Genomic DNA, 19,756 nt, shown 5'->3' with positions numbered 1-19,756 from the left:
GCCGTGCAGGTGGCGGTTTATTGGGCGGTTGCTCCCGATATCTTATGCACTTCTGTCTGGCTCACCGGGACTATACGACCAATTTATCTCGTAGGATGCGATGATTTTTTATGACATCAAAATGTTAGCCTGGTCCCATATCCGCTGGTTATAAGGGGTATAACCAGCGTGTGACAGCGGGAGCCTTTAGACTGCAAGCCTCAAAACAGCAATTTTGCAGGTGGTGCAGTTATGGTGATTACTCAGGGTCCACAGTTCAACGGCAAGGCATCCAAGCGGATGCATGTGATGGCCAAACCTATCGGGGCCGTGTGTAACATCGACTGTACCTACTGCTACTACCTCAGCAAGCAGGATCTGCTGGAATACAAGAAGGGGTGTTCGCGCCAGATGGACGAGCAGACCCTTGAGACCTATATCCGTCAATATATCGAGGGGCAGAATACCCCCGAGATCATCTTCTCCTGGCAGGGGGGCGAGCCGACGTTGCTCGGGCTCGACTATTTTCGCAAAGTGGTCGAGTTGCAGCGCAAATACCAGCCGCAAGGGGTGGTGATTGCCAACGACCTGCAGACCAACGGAATCCTGCTCAACGATGAGTGGTGTGAATTTCTGGCCGCCAACAACTTTCTCATCGGTCTGAGCATCGATGGCCCCGAGCTGCTGCACAACGCCTATCGGGTCAACCGAGCCGGGCGCGGTACCTTCAATCAGGTGATGACGGCGGTGGCGCTGTTGCACAAATACAAGGTGAAGTTTGCCACCCTGACTTGCGTGAACAACCTCACCAGCAAGAATGCGCTGGAGGTTTATCGCTTCCTGCGTGATGAGGTGAAGTCGCCCCAGATGCAGTTTATCCCCATCGTCGAGCAGAAGAGTTTTCGCACCACCGCGCCCCAGACCTGGCAACCGCAGGAGCAACTCAAGCAGGGGGACAAGCGCCTCAATCCCTGGCACAAGAATTCGGTGGTTGAGCCCTGGTGCGTCTCGGCCGAGGGGTGGGGGGATTTTCTCATCACTATTTTCGATGAGTGGGTGCAGCGGGATCTGGGGCGGGTCTTCGTGCAATATTTCGAGGCGAGTGTCGAGACCTGGATGGGACGCAAGAACCCCCTCTGTACCTTGGGGGAGATCTGCGGCAAGGGGCTGGCGATGGAGCCCAACGGCGATGTGTTTGCCTGTGACCACTATGTCTATCCCAAGTACAAGATCGGCAATATCCACCATCAGCCACTCAGTGAGCTGGCGTATTCGCCCGACCAGCAAGCGTTCGGCTTTGCCAAATCGCGCAGCCTGACCCGCCAATGCCAACAGTGTGACTACCAGTTTGCCTGCTATGGGGAGTGCCCGAAGAACCGCTTTATTCGCACCCACGAAGGGGAGGCAGGTCTGAATTACCTCTGTGCCGGTTGGTACAAGTTTTTCAGCCATATCGATCAGTCGATGGCCTATATCCTGCGCCGTGCCGGTTATCCGGTGGCCCATGGCAAGTATCGTGATGCGGTGATGAATAACGGCGTCATGACACATGGTCAGAGGAAATAAGCGATGCAGAGCATGTTGAGCCGCTGCGAGTTCCGTCACACCCGCTCCGGCACCATGGGCGCCTTGTGGCTAGCCCTTGGCATGACCCTGTCTGCCCCAGCACTGGCGGTAGCCACCACCGATGCGCCGGTCATCGCCTCAGCAAATGGGGCACCCACCGCATCCGTGGCGGCCAGTGCCCCCTCAGCCGCCCAGATCCAGCAGTGGGCCTACAGTGCGCAGGATATCTCCCTGCCAGCGGTGGAGCGGGCCGATGCCCTGCGCCAGCTGGCGGCTTATCCGAACCAGAACAGTCTGGTGGCGGTGGCCAGAAGCCTGCGTGATGAGCACGCATTGGTGCGCGAAGCGGCGGTGATTGCCGCCGATCCCTATCAGTTTGCGCACCGCTGGCGACTGCTCTCACCGCTGCTGGCTGACAGCAGTGCCGAGGTTCGCCGCGCCGCTACCCTCAATCTGGCTCGCGATTATGGCGCCATGAATGAGGGGCAACTGAGCGCCATTGGCCAGCCGCTGGCGGAGGTGAGCGAGTATCTTGCTCGGCAGCAGGACCCTGCGCAGCAGCTGTTGCAGGCAGATCTCTATCGCTGGACCCGGCAGTGGGACAAGGCGCAGGCAAGCTACGAACAACTGCTGGCCAATCAGCCCGATAATCCCCTGATCTGGCTTGGTCTCTCTGACAACTTGCGGGCCCAGCAACGTGATGCCGAGGCGCAGGCCTTGCTCAACAAGGGGATTATTGTGCTGCCGCAGAATGCCAACCTCCATTACGCCAAGGCGCTGACCCAGGTGCGCCTCGATCAGAAGAGCGAAGCGGCAGTCACCATGGCACGGGCGGCGGAGCTCGCTGGCAATAACAGCTACTTCTGGTATCTCAACGGGGTGCTGCAAGAGCCGCTGGATCTCGAGAAAGCCATCGGCTCGTTCGAGCTTGCCTACCGGATCTCCGGCGCGCCGGAGCAGCTCTATGCGGTGTGCGATATCTACCTTCGCCACGATCACCCCAAGAGCGACGCCTGCATGAGTGAACTTGGCAAGATAGCGCCCCCCGAGGTGCTGGCCGAGCTCAATAGCAAGCGCGCGAGCAAGACGAGCACGCCGCCGGTTTCCGCTGGCCAGTGATGGCTGCCACTTCTCTTACTGCACAGGTCAGGTTATGACGATCATACCGTTCAAATGCGCAATTCCGTTGCTGGCGACCACCCTGCTGGTGGCCGGCTGCACCCTCTCGGTCAAACAGGGCAACCAGCCGCTCCATCCGCTGCGACAGAAGATTGAAGCGGACATGGTGCTGGTGGAAGGGGGCCGTTTTGAGATGGGCTCCAACGACCCTGCCGCCAAAGCGAGCGAAGGGCCGCAGCATGCGGTCTCGCTCAACAGCTTCTACATGGCAAAATTCGAGGTGACCCAGGCTCTGTTCGAGGCGGTGATGGGCCCCTCCATCAGCTATTTCCAGGCACCGGATGTACCGGTCAACAACCTCAGCTGGCAACAAGCCAATCTGTTTGTGACAAGGCTCAATGAGTTGACCGGCGCTCACTACCGCCTGCCCACCGAAGCTGAATGGGAGTATGCAGCCAAGGGGGGCAAGCTGAGTAAAGGCTATCGTTACAGCGGCTCCGATCAGATTGACGAAGTGGCCTGGTACAGCGGCAACGCCAAGAATCGCGCCTATCCGGTGGGGCTGAAAAAGCCCAACGAGCTGGGGCTATACGACATGACCGGCAATGTGGGGGAGTTTGTGACTGATGCCTATGAAGAGACCTTCTATCGCCACAGTCCTCAAGAGAACCCGAACAATGCTCAGGAGAGCAAGAGCCACCTCGCCCATAAGTCGGTGCGAGGCGGCAGCTACGCCTATGAGGCTGAATTGTCTGAAAATTTCCGGCGTGATTTTGCCAGCCAGTCGGTGATGATGGCTGACATGGGATTGCGACTGGTGCGTGATGCCCGTTAGGGCTGATCGATGGAGGTGGTTAGCCCCAGCTCGCTGACCACTTCGAACAACTGCTGGCGCAGCCAGCGGTGGCCCGCCTCGGTGGTCCGGCTGGGGTGCCAGATGGCCGACAGGCTGAATACTGATTCCTCGAAGGGGAAGGGGAGTACCCGTACATCATACATGCCGGCAAAAGTATTTATGATGGAGGTGGGCAAAACCCCGATGATCTCGCTGCACGCAATGATGGGCAGCATCTCCATGGCGGTCGGCACCCGTACCACGATATTGCGGTTGGCCATTTGCGGCAGGTGCTCGGCGGTGATCATGCTGCCTCTGACCTGCCACTGGGCCAATGCCACATGCTCCTCGGTAAAATAGGCCTCCACCGTCAAGTTGCTGCCCAGTCGCGGGTGGTTGCTGGCACATACCACCTTCACCTGCTCCCCATAGAGCACCTCGCTCTTGAGCATGCTGCGCCCGCTCTGGGTCATGTCGATGATGAGATCATAACGCTGCATCCGCAGGTCACTCTCCATATCCTCGGTAAAGAGGGGATGCACCTCGAGCGAAATACCCGGAGCGTGTGCCCGGATCTTGCACAGCAGCGCCGGAACCAGTTGGGCGCTGACCAGTCTGACACAGGCGATGGAGAAGACTCGCTGGGAAGTGCGTGGATTGAAGGTGCGCGAGGTCGAGAGGGTCGAGCTGAAGTTTTTCAGCGCGGCCGCCATCGCCGGATAGATGTCGATGGCAAACGAGGTGGGCTCCATCCCCACGACCTTGCGATTAAACAGAGGATCGCCGTAGATCTCCCGCAGTCGCTTGAGGGCCTTGCTGACGGCGGGTTGGCTGATTTCCATGCGTGTCGCCGCCCGGGAGAGGCTGCGCTCTTCATAGATGGCGACAAAGATCGGGATCAGGTTCAGCTCGGTACTTCGGATGTCTAACAAGAGGAGCCTCGTTACATGTTCGTGGAAAAATCACACTGCCTTGGCACTGCCGGGTAGCCGGAGGGGAGAACCTGCCACGCCAGTCAGGTGGCGTGGCAGCCAGCGGGTATCCCACTTTGGCAGTGTAATGAAGTGGGCAAAGTGGGACAACCAGTGCAGGGCTGGTTGCTGCGTGGCGCACTTTATTTATCTGTTTGCGTTGCTGGATGACTGATCCGCTGAGGTCGGTTTGCCAGTCAGAGGGGGCAATTCCGGCAGGGCCGCTTGCCAGCCGATAATGTGGCCCAACCGTGAACGGATGTTGCCTAGACTGGCGCCCTGTTGCCTTTGCAGGCGCACCAGCAGGCGCCAGCCCATCCTGAGCGCATCAGCCCGATCAAGGGGATCTTGCTGGAATACAACCTGTTGTTGCTGCCAAGCCGGATCGGAACTGACACGGCTAAGTTCCAGCCAACCCCTCTTGGCCCGCAGATAGCGATAGGCCAGTACCCGCACCGCCCCCCACTGCCTGCTCCAGATGGCGGCCCCATATTGCCAGCCGAGCGGGCGAGGGTGGTGACGGTAGTAACGGGCTATAGCCAGGAGCGCCAGCACCAGCAGGGCTACACCACCGGCTACTCCAAGCAACCGATGCCAGTAGGCCGCCAGCCAGGAGGCGGGAGTGTGGCGCACTTGCAGGGTCTGCCCAGGGAGTGTCAGGGTCTGCAGCTGGCCAGTCTGGCTGTTCCACCAGGCAAGCTCCAGCGCGGGCAGGGTCAACTCACCCCCGCGCTGCACGATATAGGTAGTCTGATCTTCCCGTGTCGAGAGGTACTCCCCCCGATCCTGGGTATCGTTCAGTTGGGCTTGCGCCGGATAGGCCTGTACCCGCCCATCGCTTGCAAGCGGAGTGATCAGCGGCGGGATCAGCACCGAGAGGGTATCCTGCCCGCTGGCGGTTACGGTGCGGGTGATAGCATCCCCCACCCGCAGCTCGCCATCAGCATGGTCATCCGCAGAGCGCTGCCAACGCTGGCTCAGGGTGAGATTGCTGGCGCTCAGCCAACGCCCGCCGACCGTCAGGGCAGGGTCGGGCAGAGCGGCGGCAAAACGCTGAGGGTGGGTGGTGAGGGTGATCTGCCGGGAGCCCCCTTCAGGGCGCGCCGCGGTGGCCCGTACCGCGATGGCGGGGATCTCGAACTGGCCGGATTGCTGGGGATAGAGCGTCAGCTCCCAGCGCTGATGCGACCAGGTCTCGCCATCGCGGCGCTGGGTGAAGTTGGTCGCCAGCTCGCTGCGCTGCTTGACCATGACCCCCGGCAGCTCGAACTGTCCGATGCGGGTACCCGCGGTAAACCAGCGGTTGGTGGCCAGCTCCAGATAGAGGGTGATCTGTTGGTTGACGGCATAGGGGCGCTTCTCCTCCCCCTGATCTTTCAGCCAGCTCTTGAGGGTCACCTGAGTGGCGTCAGTCGCATCAGCAGCCTCTGCCTCGACCGTGAGCAGCACGGCCCCGAGCAGGGTAGCAGTCACCATATATCTGCACAGCCAGTGGCAGAGTTTATTGTGCCGGTTGCACATGGGTAGGCTCCTTGTGGGTGGCAGAACGAGTACGGGCGGTTGTGCCCGTTTGCTGTGCGTGTAGCTGGAGGCGGAATTTGGCTTGCAGGAAGTCACCGGGATCAGACTCCACCCGGCGCAGCCACTTTTCGGCCTGCGCCGGATTGGCCAGGATCTGATCTGCGGTCAGGGTTTCGCGCGCCATCAGGGATGAAACCACGGTCTCTTCCGCCCCGTCGGCACTACGTGGCTCTTCATCGGGCAGTTCGCTGGAGTGATCAGGTCCATCCGGCGTGCCGGTCTGGCTCTGACTGGCGCGGTTGATCTCGTCAACAATCCCGCTCATCACCTGATAGTTGTGGGCGGCTGATTGACGCACGCTCGGGTCGCTGGCCTCGTCAGCCAGTTTCCGGAACAGCTGGCGGGCGGCCAGATACTCACGTTGTCTGGCGAGGGCATTGCCGGCATAGAGCAGAGCCTGTTCTGAGTCGGCTTGCAGGAATGCTGACTGGGCCAGCGCAAACTCGGCGCCATAGTAGTAGGCCACCCCCTTGTAGAAGGGATCTTCATAGTGTTTAGCCGCCTCCAGATAGTCACCTTGCTGGAAGTACCACTGCCCCTGCTGATCCGGAGTGAGCCAGAGGTTTAACCACTGCTGTTTCAGCTCCTTTGCCCAGTGATTGATCGCAGGCTCTGTCGGCTCTGCGGGCGCCAGCGAGAAGGTGGTGGCCTGCGCAGGCGTCGTCTGTAACAGGGAGAGACCGATGGCTGCCACCAGACCCCACTGCACCAACCAGCCTTTGCGAAACCAGAGCAGCAGCAGGGCGACGACCGGAAAGAGCAGGTAGTAACCCATGTCCCGCCAGGGCATCAGGGAGTCGTTGTGGATCAAAAAGTTGCGTTCAATCCCCCGGTTGATGCGCTCTACGTCGCCATTATCCACCGTCATGGTGAGCAGGGTGCCATCGCTGTCACTGGCCAGTCGCCGTAGTGAGGCAAGCTCCAGCGGGCGTTTGCCACTCAGGGCCGGGTCGCCAGCGGCCAGGATCAGCAGCTGACGGGATTGACCACGGAAATAGTCAGCCAAGGGGGCGATGGCGGAGGGGCTGATGCCATCACTCACCAGCAAAACGGTGTTGCCTGTCTCATCGGCCAGAAGCTCGGTGAGCAGCGGGATCACCTGTTCGGTGCGCTTGCCCGCTTTAGGCATGATCTCGGGACGGATGGCGGCGAGGATAGGGTCATAGACGGCATTGTCACGGGTCAGCGGCATGGCGGTGTGGGCCGAGCCGGCAAAGACCACCAGCCCGTTGCGCCCGCCATCGCGGGTCGCCAGCAGATCGCTGATCTTCTGCTTGGCCCGCGTCAACCGGTTGGGGGCGATATCCGTTTCCAGCATGGAGTCGCTGTTATCGAGCAGGATCAGCAGGGCGCCCTGATCTTCGCCAAAGGGGGAGGGTTCACGGCTCCAGGTCGGCCCTGCGCAGATCAGGATGGCGAGTCCCATCAGCAGCCCCAGCACCTTGAGGGGCAGGTTCTTTTTCCAGCCGGTGTCCCCCAGCGTCAACGCCTCGCGCAGATGGGGCGGCAGCCGCTGTTGCCAGCTGTTTGCTTCATCCATGCGCCAGCGCAGCAGCAGGATGGCGACAAGGGGGAGCAAGGCCAGCAGCCACCAGGGGCGCAGAAAGTGGGCATTCAGCCAGAGCTGTTGCCAGTAGAGAGGATCCATCATGGCGTGTCTCCTGAGAGAGCAGTGCGCAGGCGGTAGCGCCTGAGGGTCAACAGGGAAAAGAGGGTGAGATAGAGGACGACGCTGACGGCGATGAGGTAATGGTGCAGGCTTTCGCGAGTCTGAAAGCGGGTGCTTTCGTAGCGTTGTGGCTCCAGTTCACCGATCACCTGATAGGCGCGCGTCAGCTGCGCCTCATCAAGAGCCTGAAACAACTGGCCGCCGGTCAGGGTCGCCAACTGTTGCAGGGTATCGAGATCGAGAGCCTGTTCGCCGACGGTGGCCGGATCCCCCATGGCGATAGTATGCAGCCGCACGCCGTTGACCGCGGCTACCCGGGCAGCATCCCGCGGGCTGACAAAACTGCCGGTGTCGTTGCCATCGGTAAGGATGATGGCGACTTTCTCCCGCTTGGCGCTGTTCTGGTCTAGTTGCCCGTGGCGATCACTGTTGTTGAATACTTTGATTGCCAGACCGATGGCATCCCCCAGATGGGTGCTCTGGCCTGCCATGGCGACATCGGTCTCCTGCAGCAGGGTTTGCCAGGTGTCGAGATCGGCGGTAAACGGCGCCTGGAGAAAGGCGGCATCCCCAAACAGGATGAGTCCGAGTCGATCTCCTTCGCGCGTTGCAGCAAATTGTTTAAGCACCTCTTTGGCGGCGTCGAGCCGACTGAGGGACTTGCCGGGGTCGGGGGAGAAGTCGGTCTCGGCCATGGAGCCGGAGAGATCCAGCACTATCATCACATCCCGCCCGAACCGCTCGCGCACCTGAGGCGGGCCATAGATGGTGGGCTTGGCCAGCGCCAGCACCGCTAACAGCCAAACGGTGATCAGGGCGATCCGCTGCCACCAGCTGGCAGTCAGCTGGGTTGCCCCCTCACGCGGCGGTTCATCCAGCAGATCGATCAGCAGATCGAAGAAGGGCACCTTGATGGCACTCTGCCGGGTGCGATAGGCCGGAATAAGGCGAAACACCAGCAACGGCAGGGGCAGCAACCAGAAACAGTGGGGGTGGGCAAACTCGAGACCTGCATCAAGCATGATGGGCCTCCGTCGCCAACGAGGCTGTTTGTATTGGAGTCTGGTGGTGGGCAAGCCAGTCGTTGCAGAGGGAAACGAGGCAGAGCTGATCACTGACGCTTAACACCACCTGATCACAGACCAGCGATACCAGCCAGCGCTCCCCCAGTTCGGTCGCGAAACGGGGCTGCCTATCAGCCATGGCATTGTCGAGGGTCTGCAGCAACGCCATGCCAAACAGCTTGCCGTGCCGGGGATCTAGGTGGGTCAACACCTGCTTGATCAGGTGAAACAGTGCCAGATTGGCCCCGGCATCAGACCAGTTGATCGTGCGCAGGGCCGCCTGCGCTTCACGGCGGTAACGCTGTTGCCACCAGCGCTGTGCCCGGTGATAGAGCCAGAGCAGCGCCAGCGCCCCCAGGCTCAGCGCCAGCAGCAGCCAGCCTGCGGTTTGCGGTTGCCAGCTGATGGTGGGTGGTACGGTCACGTCCTGCAATTCGCGCAGCATATAGGTGCCGGGCAGCTTGTGGTTCATCAGTGATCTCCTCTCAATGCGGTAATGAGGCGGGCGAGGTGGTGGCCACCGGTGTCGAGGGTAATAAGCGGCAATCCCTTGAGGGCCATCAGTCGCAGCAGTTGATCTTTTTTCAATTGCTGCTGGCGGGCTAGCCCCTGATCCAGCACAGGGAGCTGGTGGGGAGCAATATTGAGCTGGTAATGGCCATCGCCGACCACCCAGCTGGCGTCAGCGGCTGTGGTCGACAGAGTCGACTCGAGGGGATCGGCGATGTGCAGTGCCAGTACATCGTTGTGCTGCTGCAAGTAACTGAGGCGGGTCAGGTCGGCCTCGGTGACGCCAGCCCAGTCGCTAAGAAAGATCAGGGTGGTATTTTTCAACTTGAGGCGGCCCAGCATCGCCAGCAGGGGGGCCAGACCGGTCGCCTCGCTGTCGCGGCTGGTGGCCGAGAGAGCATGATTGGCGGCACAGAGCTGGCGCAGCCCTGCCAACCAGTGGCCACGGGAGCGCTGGCCGCGCAGCCACGCCACGCCATCGCAGTGCAAAATGGCGAGCCCGACCCGATCGCTCTCTTTGAGTACTTGCCAGCCGAGCAGGGCGGCGACTTCGGCGGCCACCACCGACTTCATCACCTCCACCGAGGAGAAGAACATGCAACTGCGCTGATCAACGCAGAGGATCACGTGACGATCTTTCTCTTCGCTGTAGCTACGGACATGGGGGCGGCCGGTGCGCAGGGTCACTTTCCAGTCCAGGGTGCGAATATCATCCCCTTGCTGATAGTGGCGCAGCTCTTCAAAGTTGAGCCCACGGCCGCGAAAGCGTGACGGGTGGCGGCCGCACAGCAGGTTGCCGCTGTTTAGTCGGGGCAGTAGTGAAAACTGGCCGACCAGCCCCTGAAGCCGGACCAGTGTCAGGTAGTCGCAGTGGATGCGGTTGTCGCCACTGGGCGATTGCCCGCACTGTGTCAGCCTGTCATGGGATAAGGAGCGAGGTGTCATGGTATCGCTTACCCGATGACGACGTGATCGAGCAGAGTCATCACCACCTGCTGGTGATCCACCCCATCTGCCAGCGCGTCATAGCTGAGGGTAAAGCGGTGGCCAAGCACGCTGGGCACCATGGCGCGCACATCGTCGGGTAGCACGTGGTTGCGCCCTTGCAGCCAGGCATAGGCGCGGGCGCACTTGTCCAGGGCAATGGATGCGCGGGGGCTGGCGCCGACCGCAATCCACTGTGGCAGCCCGGTGGCCGGGTAGCGATCGGGGTGTCGGGTCGCCATGACCAGCGCAATGATGTAGTGCTCCACCAGCGGTGAGACCGTCATGGCCGAGAGCTCTGATCTGGCCTGCAAGATGAGCTCAGGGGAGAGGGGGGAGAACCCCTCGTTCTGCTGGCGGGTACCGCGCTCTTCGGCCCGCACCAGCCGAATGATGGCAAGCTCTGCCTCATCATCGGGGTAGGCGACCGAGACCTTGAGGGCAAAACGATCCATCTGGGCTTCTGGCAGCGGGTAGGTACCCTCCTGCTCGATGGGGTTCTGGGTGGCCAGCACCATAAAGAGCTCGGGCAAGCGATGGCTCTTGTCACCGACGGTAACGGTGCCTTCTGCCATCGCCTCCAGCAGCGCCGCTTGTACCTTGGCGGGGGCGCGGTTCACTTCATCGGCCAGTACGATGCTGTTGAAGATGGGGCCTGGCTGGAAACGCAACTGGTGGGCTCCGTCACGCTCCTGATACATCTCGGTGCCGGTCACATCCGAGGGGAGCAGATCGGGGGTGAACTGAATGCGGCCGAAGCTGGTATTGAGGGCTTCTGCCAGTGCCTTGACCGAGCGGGTCTTGGCGGTGCCGGGCAAACCTTCAAGGAGCACGTGGCTATTGGTCAGCAGGCCGATGACCAGGGCGCGGATCACATGGGACTGGCCGACCACACTGTGACCAACCTGTTCGATGAGTTGCGAGATCTGTTGTTGCAAGGGGTTCATAGGGTTTTCCACAGGGTACATTTAACGAGACAGAGATAGGGCTAGGAGGGGGCCAACGGGTTTTCAATTTCCAGCCGGCACGGGGCGAGCCGGCTGGAAATTGAAAACGCCCACCAGAGAGTGATGGGCGTTGGAGTCACCGCCTTACTTGATGGTGGCGACTTTTTGTTTGAGTGCGTCCAGCTCTGCCAGTTTGCCCTTGAGCATCAGGCTCTGGGAGCTAATGCTGGCAGGGTTCATCTGGAAGCTCTGCTGCATCGGGTAGTTGGGAAGAGTGTCGAAGAACTCTTTCAGGATCCCCTGTGCAGGTACGAACAGCCACATGTTGTCTGCCATCCAGCGCAGATACATGCCTGACTCATGCGGTGCCTTCTCGAACGGATCTGCGCGCAGGTTGATGATCTGCGGCCAGTTTGGAGTCACACGCGCCGCGTCGGTGATGTTGCCCTCCATGGTGGCAAAGTTCAGTTTGAAGTCATTCCAGCGCACGGCGTTAAGTTCGCCGTTTGAGGAGAAGTAGAGCATGGAGTTGCGTGGGGAGGTGCCGGCTTTTCCGGCGAGGTACGGCATGAAGTTGTAACCGTCCAGTTTCACCCGCCACTGTTTGCCGTTGGCCTTGTAGCCCTTGGCCAGCTTCTCTTTCACATCCGGTACACCGGCAGCGGCCAACAGCGTCGGCATCCAGTCCTGATGGGCCATCATGGCGTTGACCTTGGTGCCTGGCTTGATCACGCCCGGCCAGCGAACCAGTTGCGGAACCCGCATCCCGCCTTCCCATGTGGTGCCTTTTTCACCGTAGAAGGGGGTGGTGCCGCCATCCGGCCAGCTGACGGTCTCGGCACCGTTGTCAGTGGTGTAGATCACGATGGTGTTGTCGGCGACCCCCAGCTCGTCCAGTTTGTCGAGCAGGATCCCCACCTGATCATCGTGTTCCAGCATGCCATCGGCATAGATGCTGACGCCGGATTTACCCTGATACTTCTCTTGCAGACGGGTCCAGACATGCATGCGGGTGGCGTTGTGCCAGATGAAGAAGGGCTTCTTGGCCTTGACTGCTTTCTCCATGAACGCCAGCGAGGACTCGAGGAACTCTTCGTCAGCATGCTCCATGCGCTTGCGGGTCATGGGGCCGGTATCTTCAATCTTGCCGTCGGCAGAAGATTTGATGACGCCGCGTGGGCCGAACTTCTTCTTGAACTCCGGATCTTTCGGGTAGTAGTAGGTTTCCGGTTCCTCTTCCGCGTTCAGGTGATAGAGGTTGCCGAAGAACTCGTCGAAACCGTGCTTGGTCGGCAGGTGCTGGTTCTGATCGCCCAAATGGTTTTTGCCGAACTGAGCCGTCATGTAACCTTGCTCTTTGAGCAGATCACCGATGGTGGGGGCCCAATCCGGAATGCCGTGAGTGGATCCAGGCATGCCGATGGTCAGCAGACCGGTACGGAATGGCTCTTCACCGGTAATGAAGGCGGCGCGGCCGGCGGTGCAGGATTGCTGACCGTAGTGATCGGTAAAGAGGGCCCCTTCATTGGCGATCCTGTCCAGGTTCGGGGTCTGGTAGCCCATCATCCCCTGGTTGTAGGCACTGATGTTCCAGTAGCCGATGTCATCGCCCATGATGGCAAGAATATTGGGCTTGGCGGCTGCTGTGGCACTACCAGCGGTGGCCATTAAGGCAAGGCTCATGGCTATTTTGTTTATTTGAATGGCCATTATTGGCTCCACTCCTAATCTGATGTGAATTGGTACACAAAATGGGCGATGAAAGCAGCGTGTGTTTAACGCGGTGGAAATATCATCCCGTGCAGGCTGTTGGAGAGGATGGAATACCCGGATGGGCATATTCCCCTTTATCGCTGTCGTTATGACCTGCAAAGAGTGATATGACCTGAATAGCCCGTGTTAACCGCAGCTTGGAAATCAGCTTTCAACAGTTTCACTCTATAAATCCCGTTTATCCTTGTCGCCTTATAGCGAATATAACCGCTGGTTATCCGATATTTTTTCACCAACCCTTTGGTCGCAAGCTATCGGGTGGGCTTGCGCGAGCATGGGAAGCTGTATCCAGAAGGCGGAGGTGTCTACCGCTATCGATGGCGATAAGGCGAATAAATGGGTGATGGAGTTCACAATTCGGCTAATCAATTTAGGGGATGAGAGCTGTTATGAGCGTTGTGGTGTGCCTTTATTCAAAATTCTTACTGGCAAACCGAGCACTCTTTAATTCTGATTAAGTCATAATTAAGTAAAGCTGGGGTGTTGATTGTTTCGCTCAGATAGGAGTTTTTAAAACTGCTCACAATCTCATCGCGAGATTTAAAAAGTCTGCTCTCATATTTTTGAACGTATACATATGACTTGAATGGGTGTGGCCAAATAAATCCAGCTGTGATCTTTGTCTTTTCAAGGTGCGCAGGTTCATAAATGCCTATAAAAACAAGGTAAAAGGCTCAGCTATTGACTAAGTTGATAGAAGGCGAAGCATAAAACAGCGCCATTTTGATACGACAACATCGCATGGGACCCGGATCATGGACAGAGCGCAGGGCGCAGCCCCCTTTTCGTTGCAAGTGGATCTAAGGCAGGTGGTGTATGCCTTGTCAGCCTCGCTGGATCTGGTGGGCATTGGCGATGTGGCCCACGGTAAACGGGTCGGGATTATGGCTGCCGAGTGTAGCCGGGAGCTGGGGATGAGTGAGGCCGAGCGCTGTCTGCTGTTCGAGCTGGGGGTGCTGCATGATATCGGTGTCTCCTCGACCATCACCCATCACCATCTGGTCAGCGAGTTCGATTGGGAGTCCTCCCAGCGCCACTGCGAGGTGGGATATCAGCTGCTCAAGGATTTCCGTTTGCTGGCCCCGCTGGCCCTGCCTATCCGTTATCACCATACCCACTGGCACCTGTTGCGCGAGATGGCCGATGTGGACCCCAATGTAGCCCGTCAGGCCAACCTTATCTTTCTGGTGGATCGCTGCGATGCGTTGGCGGCGCCCTACTATGGTGATGGTTCATTGTTGATGCATACCAACGAGATCCGCGCACGCCTGCAGGATTTCCGTGACGAGTTCTTTGCCCCCGAGCTGGTGGATGCTTTCCTCAAGGCGTCTCGCTCTGAGGCATTCTGGCTGCAGCTGGAAGCGCGCTCCATCAATGATTACATGCTGGAGATGCTGCAGGTGCGGGAGCCTTGCCTGACCTTCAACGGGGAGCTAAAAGCGCTGGCGCAGATCTTCTCCGGCATTGTCGACGCCAAAAGCCCATTCACGATGACGCATTCACTCGGTGTGAGCAGGTTGTCTCGGGCATTGGCCGAGCAGATGGGAGTCAGTGCCATCCATTGCGACATGCTGGAGATCGCCGGTTTGCTGCATGATCTGGGCAAGCTCAGGGTGCCGGACGAGATCCTCGACAAGCCTGCCAGCCTGACGAAAGAGGAGCGGGCAATCATCAATACCCACAGCTTCGAGACTTACCAGATCCTGCGTCATATCGAAGGGTTTGAGGAGATTGCCTGTTGGGCGGCCTATCACCATGAGGAGCCTGACGGGGAGGGCTATCCGTTCCACCTGCCGGCATCCGCCATGGCGCTCGAAGCGCGGATCCTGCGGGTCGCTGATATTTTTCAGGCAATGGTGCAGGACAGACCTTATCGCCGCGGTCTGCCGGCTCGTGACGCATTGACCTTTATGCAGCAACTGGCGGATCAGGGGCGGGTCGATCCCGCTGTGGTGGCGGTGCTGGCCGATCACCTGCCGCAGATGATGATGGCAGCCATTCCGGATCGCGAGCCGGATCATGCCACCAATTGAGGGAGAGGCTGGCCGCTGACTCATACTGCCGCGAGCCAGCTATGCTTGGAACAAGCCGAGCATGGTGCCGGTACCGGCGCACAAGACGCCAGCTTGATGGACTACCGTAGGGGAGCAGATATGGAATCGCTAAAAGCCAAGGATTATATGCAGAGCAGACCCATCACCTTCACTGCCGACATGATGGTGCAAGCTGTGGTCGAGAAATTTCTGAACAGTCATCAGCTCGGTGGCCCGGTGGTGGATGGGCAGGGCCATCTGATTGGCTGGATCTCCGAGCAGGATTGCATCGCAGTGCTGCTTAAGGAGGCCTATCACTGCGAACAGGTGGCGCAGGTCAAGGATGTGATGCGCAAGGAGGTGTTGTCGGTGGGACCCGATACCAGCATTTTGAGCCTGGCGGAGATGATGATGGGGCAAAAACCGAAGATCTATCCGGTAGTGGAGGAGGGACGTCTGCTCGGTGTCATCAATCGTCACAACGTCATGCAGGCCATTCACGCCCAGCTCACTACCTGTTTTGTCCATCACACCCACGGTTAACCCTGTTTTCCTCTCTCCCAAGGCAAGCTTCGGCTTGCCTTGGCTATTTCATATGCTGCGATTTATTCATGTTATGCCATCTTACAATGATTGTTTTGTCATGTTTGAGGAGCGGCCAATCTCTCTGTCTTCCCCTAGATAACGCTACGTTAAGGCTTGCACCGTTCCCGCTCGCTCTTTAGGATCGCTCCCAGCTTATCGATATGGCCCCTCTGGGCACCTAATTTAAGGAATTCGCACCTTGTCTCTCTCTATCGAGGCGCTGCGCCGCCGTCTCTCTGCCTGCATGAACCTCGACGCCCGCCGCCTTTCCAGCCGTCTGCACGGGGTCAAGAAGCTGCCTGAAGGCAAACAGGCCGCCGTGCTGGAGACCATCGCCTCTGATTTGGCCGCCGCCGAAGTGCGCTATCAAACCCGTCTGGCCGGAGTGCCCAAGGTCACCTATCCGGACAACCTGCCGGTCAGCCAGAAGCAGGCTGAGATCGCCAAGGCCATTCAAGAGCATCAAGTGGTGATCATCGCCGGGGAAACCGGCTCGGGTAAAACCACCCAGATCCCCAAGATCTGTCTGGCGCTCGGGCGTGGGGTCAAGGGCTTCATCGGCCACACCCAGCCGCGCCGTCTGGCGGCCCGTACCGTGGCGGCCCGTATTGCCGAGGAGATAGAGTCCGAACTCGGCCACTACGTGGGTTACAAGGTGCGCTTTACCGATCAGGTGAGCGAGCAGACCCACATCAAGCTGATGACCGACGGTATCCTGCTGGCCGAGATCCAGAACGACCGGATGCTCACCCAGTACGACACCATCATCATCGATGAGGCCCACGAGCGCAGCCTCAATATCGACTTCATTCTGGGTTACCTCAAGCAACTGCTGCCACGGCGCCCGGACCTCAAGGTGATCATCACCTCGGCCACCATCGACCCGCAACGTTTCTCCCGCCATTTCAACAAGGCGCCGGTGATTGAGGTCTCCGGCCGCACTTATCCGGTGGAGGTGCGCTACCGTCCGCTATTTATTGATAAAAAAAGCAGTGACAAGAGCGAAGGTCTTGAAGAGCGCGACGAGCTGCAGGGGATCTTCGATGCGGTGGAAGAGCTGGCCCGCGAGGGGCTCGGGGACATCCTTATCTTCATGAACGGCGAGCGGGAGATCCGCGATACCGCCGATGCCCTGCGCAAACTCAACCTGCGCGATACCGAGGTGCTGCCGCTCTATGCTCGCCTCTCCAACGCCGAGCAGAACAAGGTGTTCCAGCAACACGCCGGACGGCGCATCGTGCTCGCTACCAACGTGGCGGAGACCTCGCTGACGGTGCCAGGCATTCGCTACGTCATCGACCCGGGTACGGCCCGCATCAGCCGCTACTCCTGGCGTACCAAGGTGCAGCGCCTACCCATCGAGCCGGTCTCCCAGGCCAGCGCCAACCAGCGCAAAGGGCGTTGCGGTCGGGTGGCGGACGGCATTTGTATCCGCCTCTACTCGGAGGAGGATTTCAATAGCCGTCCCGCCTTTACCGACCCCGAGATCCTGCGTACCAACCTGGCCTCCGTCATCCTGCAGATGCTGGCGCTCGGCCTTGGCAATATGGAGGCTTTCCCCTTCGTCGAGCCACCAGAGTCGCGCCATATCAAGGATGGCCTGACCCTGCTCAAAGAGCTGGAGGCGGTGCGCGAGCTGCCCGCCACCGGCGAGCGCGAAGCCAAGTTGCAGCTGACCGAGACCGGTCGCCAGCTCTCGCGCATCCCCCTTGATCCGCGTTTGGCGAAGATGGTGATCAGCGCGGCGCAGACTGGCTGTCTGAGCGAGGTGATGGTGATCACCGCGGCCCTCAGCATTCAGGATCCCCGCGAGCGGCCCATGGAGAAGAAGCAGGCCGCCGACGAGCAGCACAGGCGCTTTGAGGACAAGGATTCCGATTTCCTTGCCTTCGTCAATCTGTGGAACTACCTGAAAGAGCAGCAGGATGCCCTTGGCAGCAATCCATTCCGCCGCATGTGCCAGAAGGAGTTTCTCTCCTACCTGCGGGTGCGTGAATGGCAGGACATTCACTTCCAGCTGCGCCAGACGGTCAAGGAGCTTGGTTTTAAAGCCAACCATGAACCTGCAGATTTCAAGACGGTGCACTGCGCGCTGCTGGCAGGCCTCTTGAGCCATATCGGCAACAAGGATCTGGAAAAACCGGAGTTTCTCGGCGCCCGCAACGGCCGTTTCCACCTGTTCCCGGCCTCGGGTCTGTTCAAGAAGCCGCCCAAGTGGGTGATGGCCGCAGAATTGGTGGAGACCTCGCGTCTCTACGCCCGCATCAACGCCAAGATTGAACCCGAGTGGGTAGAGCCGCTGGCGGGTCATCTCATCAAGCTGCACCACAGCGACCCACATTGGTCGAAGAAAAACGGCGCTGTAATGGCCAAGGAGAAGGTGACCCTTTATGGCCTGACGCTGGTCAACGAGCGCACCATCAACTTCAGCCGTATCGATCCGACGCTGTGCCGCGAGCTCTTTATCCGCCGCGCCTTGGTGGAGGGGGATTTCGAGACCCGTCACCGCTTCTTCAGCGATAACCGCAAGCTCCTGGCCGAGGTGGAGGCGCTGGAGCACAAATCCCGTCGGCGCGACATCCTGGTGGATGACGAGGACCTGTTCCGCTTCTACGATGCTCGTTTGCCGGAGGAGGTGATCTCCGCCCGTCACTTCGACAAGTGGTGGAAAGAGGCGCAAAAGCGGGATCCCGAGCTGCTCAACTTCGAAAAAGAGATGCTGATGAAGGGAGATGCGGCCCACATCAGCGATCTCGACTACCCCAACTTCTGGCAGCAGGGGCGCCTTAAGCTCAAGTTGACTTATCAGTTCGAGCCGGGGGAGGCCGCCGATGGCGTGACCCTGCATATCCCGCTGCCGCTCCTGAATCAGGTGGAGGTGAAGGGGTTCGAGTGGCTGATCCCCGGGCTGCGCCATGAGCTGTTGGTGGCCCTTATCAAGTCGATGCCCAAGCCGATGCGCAAGAACTTTGTGCCGGCGCCGAACTATGCCGATGCGCTGCTTGCCAGCATCAACCCCGAGCAGGGGCCGCTGTTGGACGAAATGGAGCGTCAGCTGCGCCGGATGACCGGCGTCACCGTGCCCCGAGAATCCTGGGATTGGAATGCGGTACCCGATCACCTGAAACTCACCTTCCGGGTGGTGGACGACAAGCACAAGAAGGTAGCGGAAGGGAAAGATCTGGAGGCATTGAAAGAGTCCCTGCGTGGCAAGGTGCAGGAGACCCTGTCACAAGTGGCGGACGATGACATCGAGCAGTCTGGCCTCACCCTGTGGAGCTTTGGCGAGTTGCCGCAGGAGTACAGCCAGAAGCGTGGCGGCTTCGAGGTGAAGGCCTATCCGGCGTTGGTAGACGAGAAAGATTCGGTCGCCATTCAGCTGGTGGAGAGCCCGGTGGTGCAGCAGCAGCTGATGTGGGCGGGCCAGCGTCGACTGGTGCTGCTCAACGTGCCATCTCCCATCAAGTATCTGCAGGAGAAGCTGCCCAACAAGGCCAAGCTCGGGCTCTATTTCAACCCGTTTGGCAAGGTGGCGGAGCTGATTGATGACTGTATCGCCTGTGGCTGCGACAAGCTGATCGAACAGCATGGCGGACTGGCTTGGGACGAGGCCGGTTTCGAGGCGCTCAAGGAGTTTGTCCGCGCCGAGCTCAACGATGCGGTGGTGGAGGTGGCCAAGCAGGTGGAGGCCGTACTGACGCTGTCCCATGAGATCAAGAAGCGGCTCAAGGGGAAGATGCAGCTCGACACCGCTTTTGCCATGTCGGATATCCAGCAGCAGCTCGGCAACCTTATTCACAAAGGTTTTGTCACCGAGACCGGCTGGCAGCGGTTGCCTGATTTGCTGCGCTATCTGCGCGCCATCGAGCGGCGCCTGGAGAAGCTCGCCATCGATCCCAACCGGGATCGGGTCTACATGCTCAAGGTGCACAGCGTGGAGTCGGAGTACAAGGCGCTGCTGGCCAAGATCCCCAAATCCCAGCTTATTCCCACCGAGGTGGCCAATATCCGCTGGATGATTGAGGAGCTGCGGGTGTCGTTCTTTGCCCAGAATCTGGGGACCCCTTATCCGGTCTCAGATAAACGGGTGCTTAACGCCATCGCTCAGTGCTAAGCTGCTATCTAACTGTTTTAACAGCA

The 19,756-nt window shown here is 59.5% G+C and carries 14 protein-coding genes; 6 read left to right on the top strand and 8 right to left on the bottom strand.

What is annotated here, in order from left to right:
* The first annotated feature begins 231 nt into the window (after positions 1-231).
* From OKC31_RS10200 to OKC31_RS10190, 3 genes are read left to right on the top strand one after another with little or no spacing between them, the layout of a single operon-like run.
* Complete coding sequence (locus OKC31_RS10200) at positions 232-1,545, top strand: anaerobic sulfatase maturase (protein ID WP_270656902.1); 1,314 nt, start codon at positions 232-234, stop codon at positions 1,543-1,545.
* A gap of 3 nt (positions 1,546-1,548) precedes the next feature.
* Complete coding sequence (locus tag OKC31_RS10195) at positions 1,549-2,664, top strand: tetratricopeptide repeat protein (protein ID WP_270656900.1); 1,116 nt, start codon at positions 1,549-1,551, stop codon at positions 2,662-2,664.
* A gap of 34 nt (positions 2,665-2,698) precedes the next feature.
* Entirely contained in the window at positions 2,699-3,499 is an 801-nt protein-coding gene (locus OKC31_RS10190; protein ID WP_270656897.1) for a formylglycine-generating enzyme family protein, read from the top strand.
* Here the strand turns inward: OKC31_RS10190 and OKC31_RS10185 are convergent.
* The 8 genes from OKC31_RS10185 to OKC31_RS10150 form a co-directional block, all read right to left on the bottom strand.
* On the bottom strand, positions 3,496-4,431 hold the full coding sequence (locus OKC31_RS10185) for a LysR family transcriptional regulator (protein ID WP_064337883.1): 936 nt from the start codon (positions 4,429-4,431) through the stop codon (positions 3,496-3,498). The genes OKC31_RS10190 and OKC31_RS10185 overlap by 4 nt on opposite strands.
* 186 nt (positions 4,432-4,617) lie before the next feature.
* A complete protein-coding gene (locus OKC31_RS10180) occupies positions 4,618-5,946 on the bottom strand; it encodes a BatD family protein (protein ID WP_270656895.1) in 1,329 nt (442 codons plus the stop codon).
* A gap of 25 nt (positions 5,947-5,971) precedes the next feature.
* The gene (locus OKC31_RS10175) at positions 5,972-7,702 is read right to left on the bottom strand and encodes a VWA domain-containing protein (RefSeq protein ID WP_270656893.1); all 1,731 of its coding nucleotides are present in this window, start codon (positions 7,700-7,702) and stop codon (positions 5,972-5,974) included.
* The gene (locus OKC31_RS10170; protein ID WP_270656891.1) at positions 7,699-8,742 is read right to left on the bottom strand and encodes a vWA domain-containing protein; all 1,044 of its coding nucleotides are present in this window, start codon (positions 8,740-8,742) and stop codon (positions 7,699-7,701) included. Before OKC31_RS10170 ends, OKC31_RS10175 begins: the two co-directional genes overlap by 4 nt.
* On the bottom strand, positions 8,735-9,256 hold the full coding sequence (locus tag OKC31_RS10165) for a DUF4381 domain-containing protein (protein WP_270656889.1): 522 nt from the start codon (positions 9,254-9,256) through the stop codon (positions 8,735-8,737). Before OKC31_RS10165 ends, OKC31_RS10170 begins: the two co-directional genes overlap by 8 nt.
* Positions 9,256-10,239, bottom strand: a complete 984-nt coding sequence (locus OKC31_RS10160) for a DUF58 domain-containing protein (RefSeq protein WP_270656888.1) — start codon at positions 10,237-10,239, stop codon at positions 9,256-9,258. The genes OKC31_RS10165 and OKC31_RS10160 overlap by 1 nt, the downstream gene beginning before the upstream one ends.
* Before the next feature lie 8 nt (positions 10,240-10,247).
* A complete protein-coding gene (locus OKC31_RS10155) occupies positions 10,248-11,225 on the bottom strand; it encodes an AAA family ATPase (protein WP_270656887.1) in 978 nt (325 codons plus the stop codon).
* A gap of 144 nt (positions 11,226-11,369) precedes the next feature.
* On the bottom strand, positions 11,370-12,908 hold the full coding sequence (locus OKC31_RS10150) for an arylsulfatase (RefSeq protein ID WP_236325997.1): 1,539 nt from the start codon (positions 12,906-12,908) through the stop codon (positions 11,370-11,372).
* An 845-nt stretch (positions 12,909-13,753) separates the two neighbouring features.
* On the opposite strand from OKC31_RS10150, the gene OKC31_RS10145 reads away from it, so the two are divergent.
* The 3 genes from OKC31_RS10145 to hrpA all read left to right on the top strand — a co-directional run bounded on the left by OKC31_RS10145 (position 13,754) and on the right by hrpA (position 19,730).
* Positions 13,754-15,031, top strand: coding sequence for an HD-GYP domain-containing protein (locus OKC31_RS10145; protein WP_213389537.1), 1,278 nt, complete (start codon positions 13,754-13,756; stop codon positions 15,029-15,031).
* A 120-nt stretch (positions 15,032-15,151) separates the two neighbouring features.
* Positions 15,152-15,574, top strand: coding sequence for a CBS domain-containing protein (locus OKC31_RS10140; protein ID WP_270656885.1), 423 nt, complete (start codon positions 15,152-15,154; stop codon positions 15,572-15,574).
* 241 nt (positions 15,575-15,815) lie between these two features.
* Positions 15,816-19,730, top strand: a complete 3,915-nt coding sequence (hrpA, locus tag OKC31_RS10135; RefSeq protein ID WP_270656883.1) for an ATP-dependent RNA helicase HrpA — start codon at positions 15,816-15,818, stop codon at positions 19,728-19,730.
* Positions 19,731-19,756 lie beyond the last annotated feature (26 nt).

The sequence above is a fragment of the Aeromonas sp. Y293-4 genome, from assembly GCF_027705905.1.
In the GTDB taxonomy this organism is placed as follows: domain Bacteria; phylum Pseudomonadota; class Gammaproteobacteria; order Enterobacterales; family Aeromonadaceae; genus Aeromonas; species Aeromonas veronii.
The sequence above is the reverse complement of the archived record's forward strand: the minus strand, read 5'-3'. Positions and strand labels throughout refer to the sequence as shown.

Excerpts from the sequence above, each read along its gene's own strand:
- OKC31_RS10200 (WP_270656902.1), top strand. The coding sequence starts at position 232 with ATGGTGATTACTCAGGGTCCACAGTTCAACGGCAAGGCATCCAAGCGG.
- OKC31_RS10195 (WP_270656900.1), top strand. The coding sequence starts at position 1,549 with ATGCAGAGCATGTTGAGCCGCTGCGAGTTCCGTCACACCCGCTCCGGC.
- OKC31_RS10190 (WP_270656897.1), top strand. The coding sequence starts at position 2,699 with ATGACGATCATACCGTTCAAATGCGCAATTCCGTTGCTGGCGACCACC.
- OKC31_RS10180 (WP_270656895.1), bottom strand. The coding sequence starts at position 5,946 with ATGGTGACTGCTACCCTGCTCGGGGCCGTGCTGCTCACGGTCGAGGCA.
- OKC31_RS10175 (WP_270656893.1), bottom strand. The coding sequence starts at position 7,702 with ATGATGGATCCTCTCTACTGGCAACAGCTCTGGCTGAATGCCCACTTT.
- OKC31_RS10170 (WP_270656891.1), bottom strand. The coding sequence starts at position 8,742 with ATGCTTGATGCAGGTCTCGAGTTTGCCCACCCCCACTGTTTCTGGTTG.
- OKC31_RS10165 (WP_270656889.1), bottom strand. The coding sequence starts at position 9,256 with ATGAACCACAAGCTGCCCGGCACCTATATGCTGCGCGAATTGCAGGAC.
- OKC31_RS10160 (WP_270656888.1), bottom strand. The coding sequence starts at position 10,239 with ATGACACCTCGCTCCTTATCCCATGACAGGCTGACACAGTGCGGGCAA.
- OKC31_RS10155 (WP_270656887.1), bottom strand. The coding sequence starts at position 11,225 with ATGAACCCCTTGCAACAACAGATCTCGCAACTCATCGAACAGGTTGGT.
- OKC31_RS10150 (WP_236325997.1), bottom strand. The coding sequence starts at position 12,908 with ATGAGCCTTGCCTTAATGGCCACCGCTGGTAGTGCCACAGCAGCCGCC.
- OKC31_RS10145 (WP_213389537.1), top strand. The coding sequence starts at position 13,754 with ATGGACAGAGCGCAGGGCGCAGCCCCCTTTTCGTTGCAAGTGGATCTA.
- OKC31_RS10140 (WP_270656885.1), top strand. The coding sequence starts at position 15,152 with ATGGAATCGCTAAAAGCCAAGGATTATATGCAGAGCAGACCCATCACC.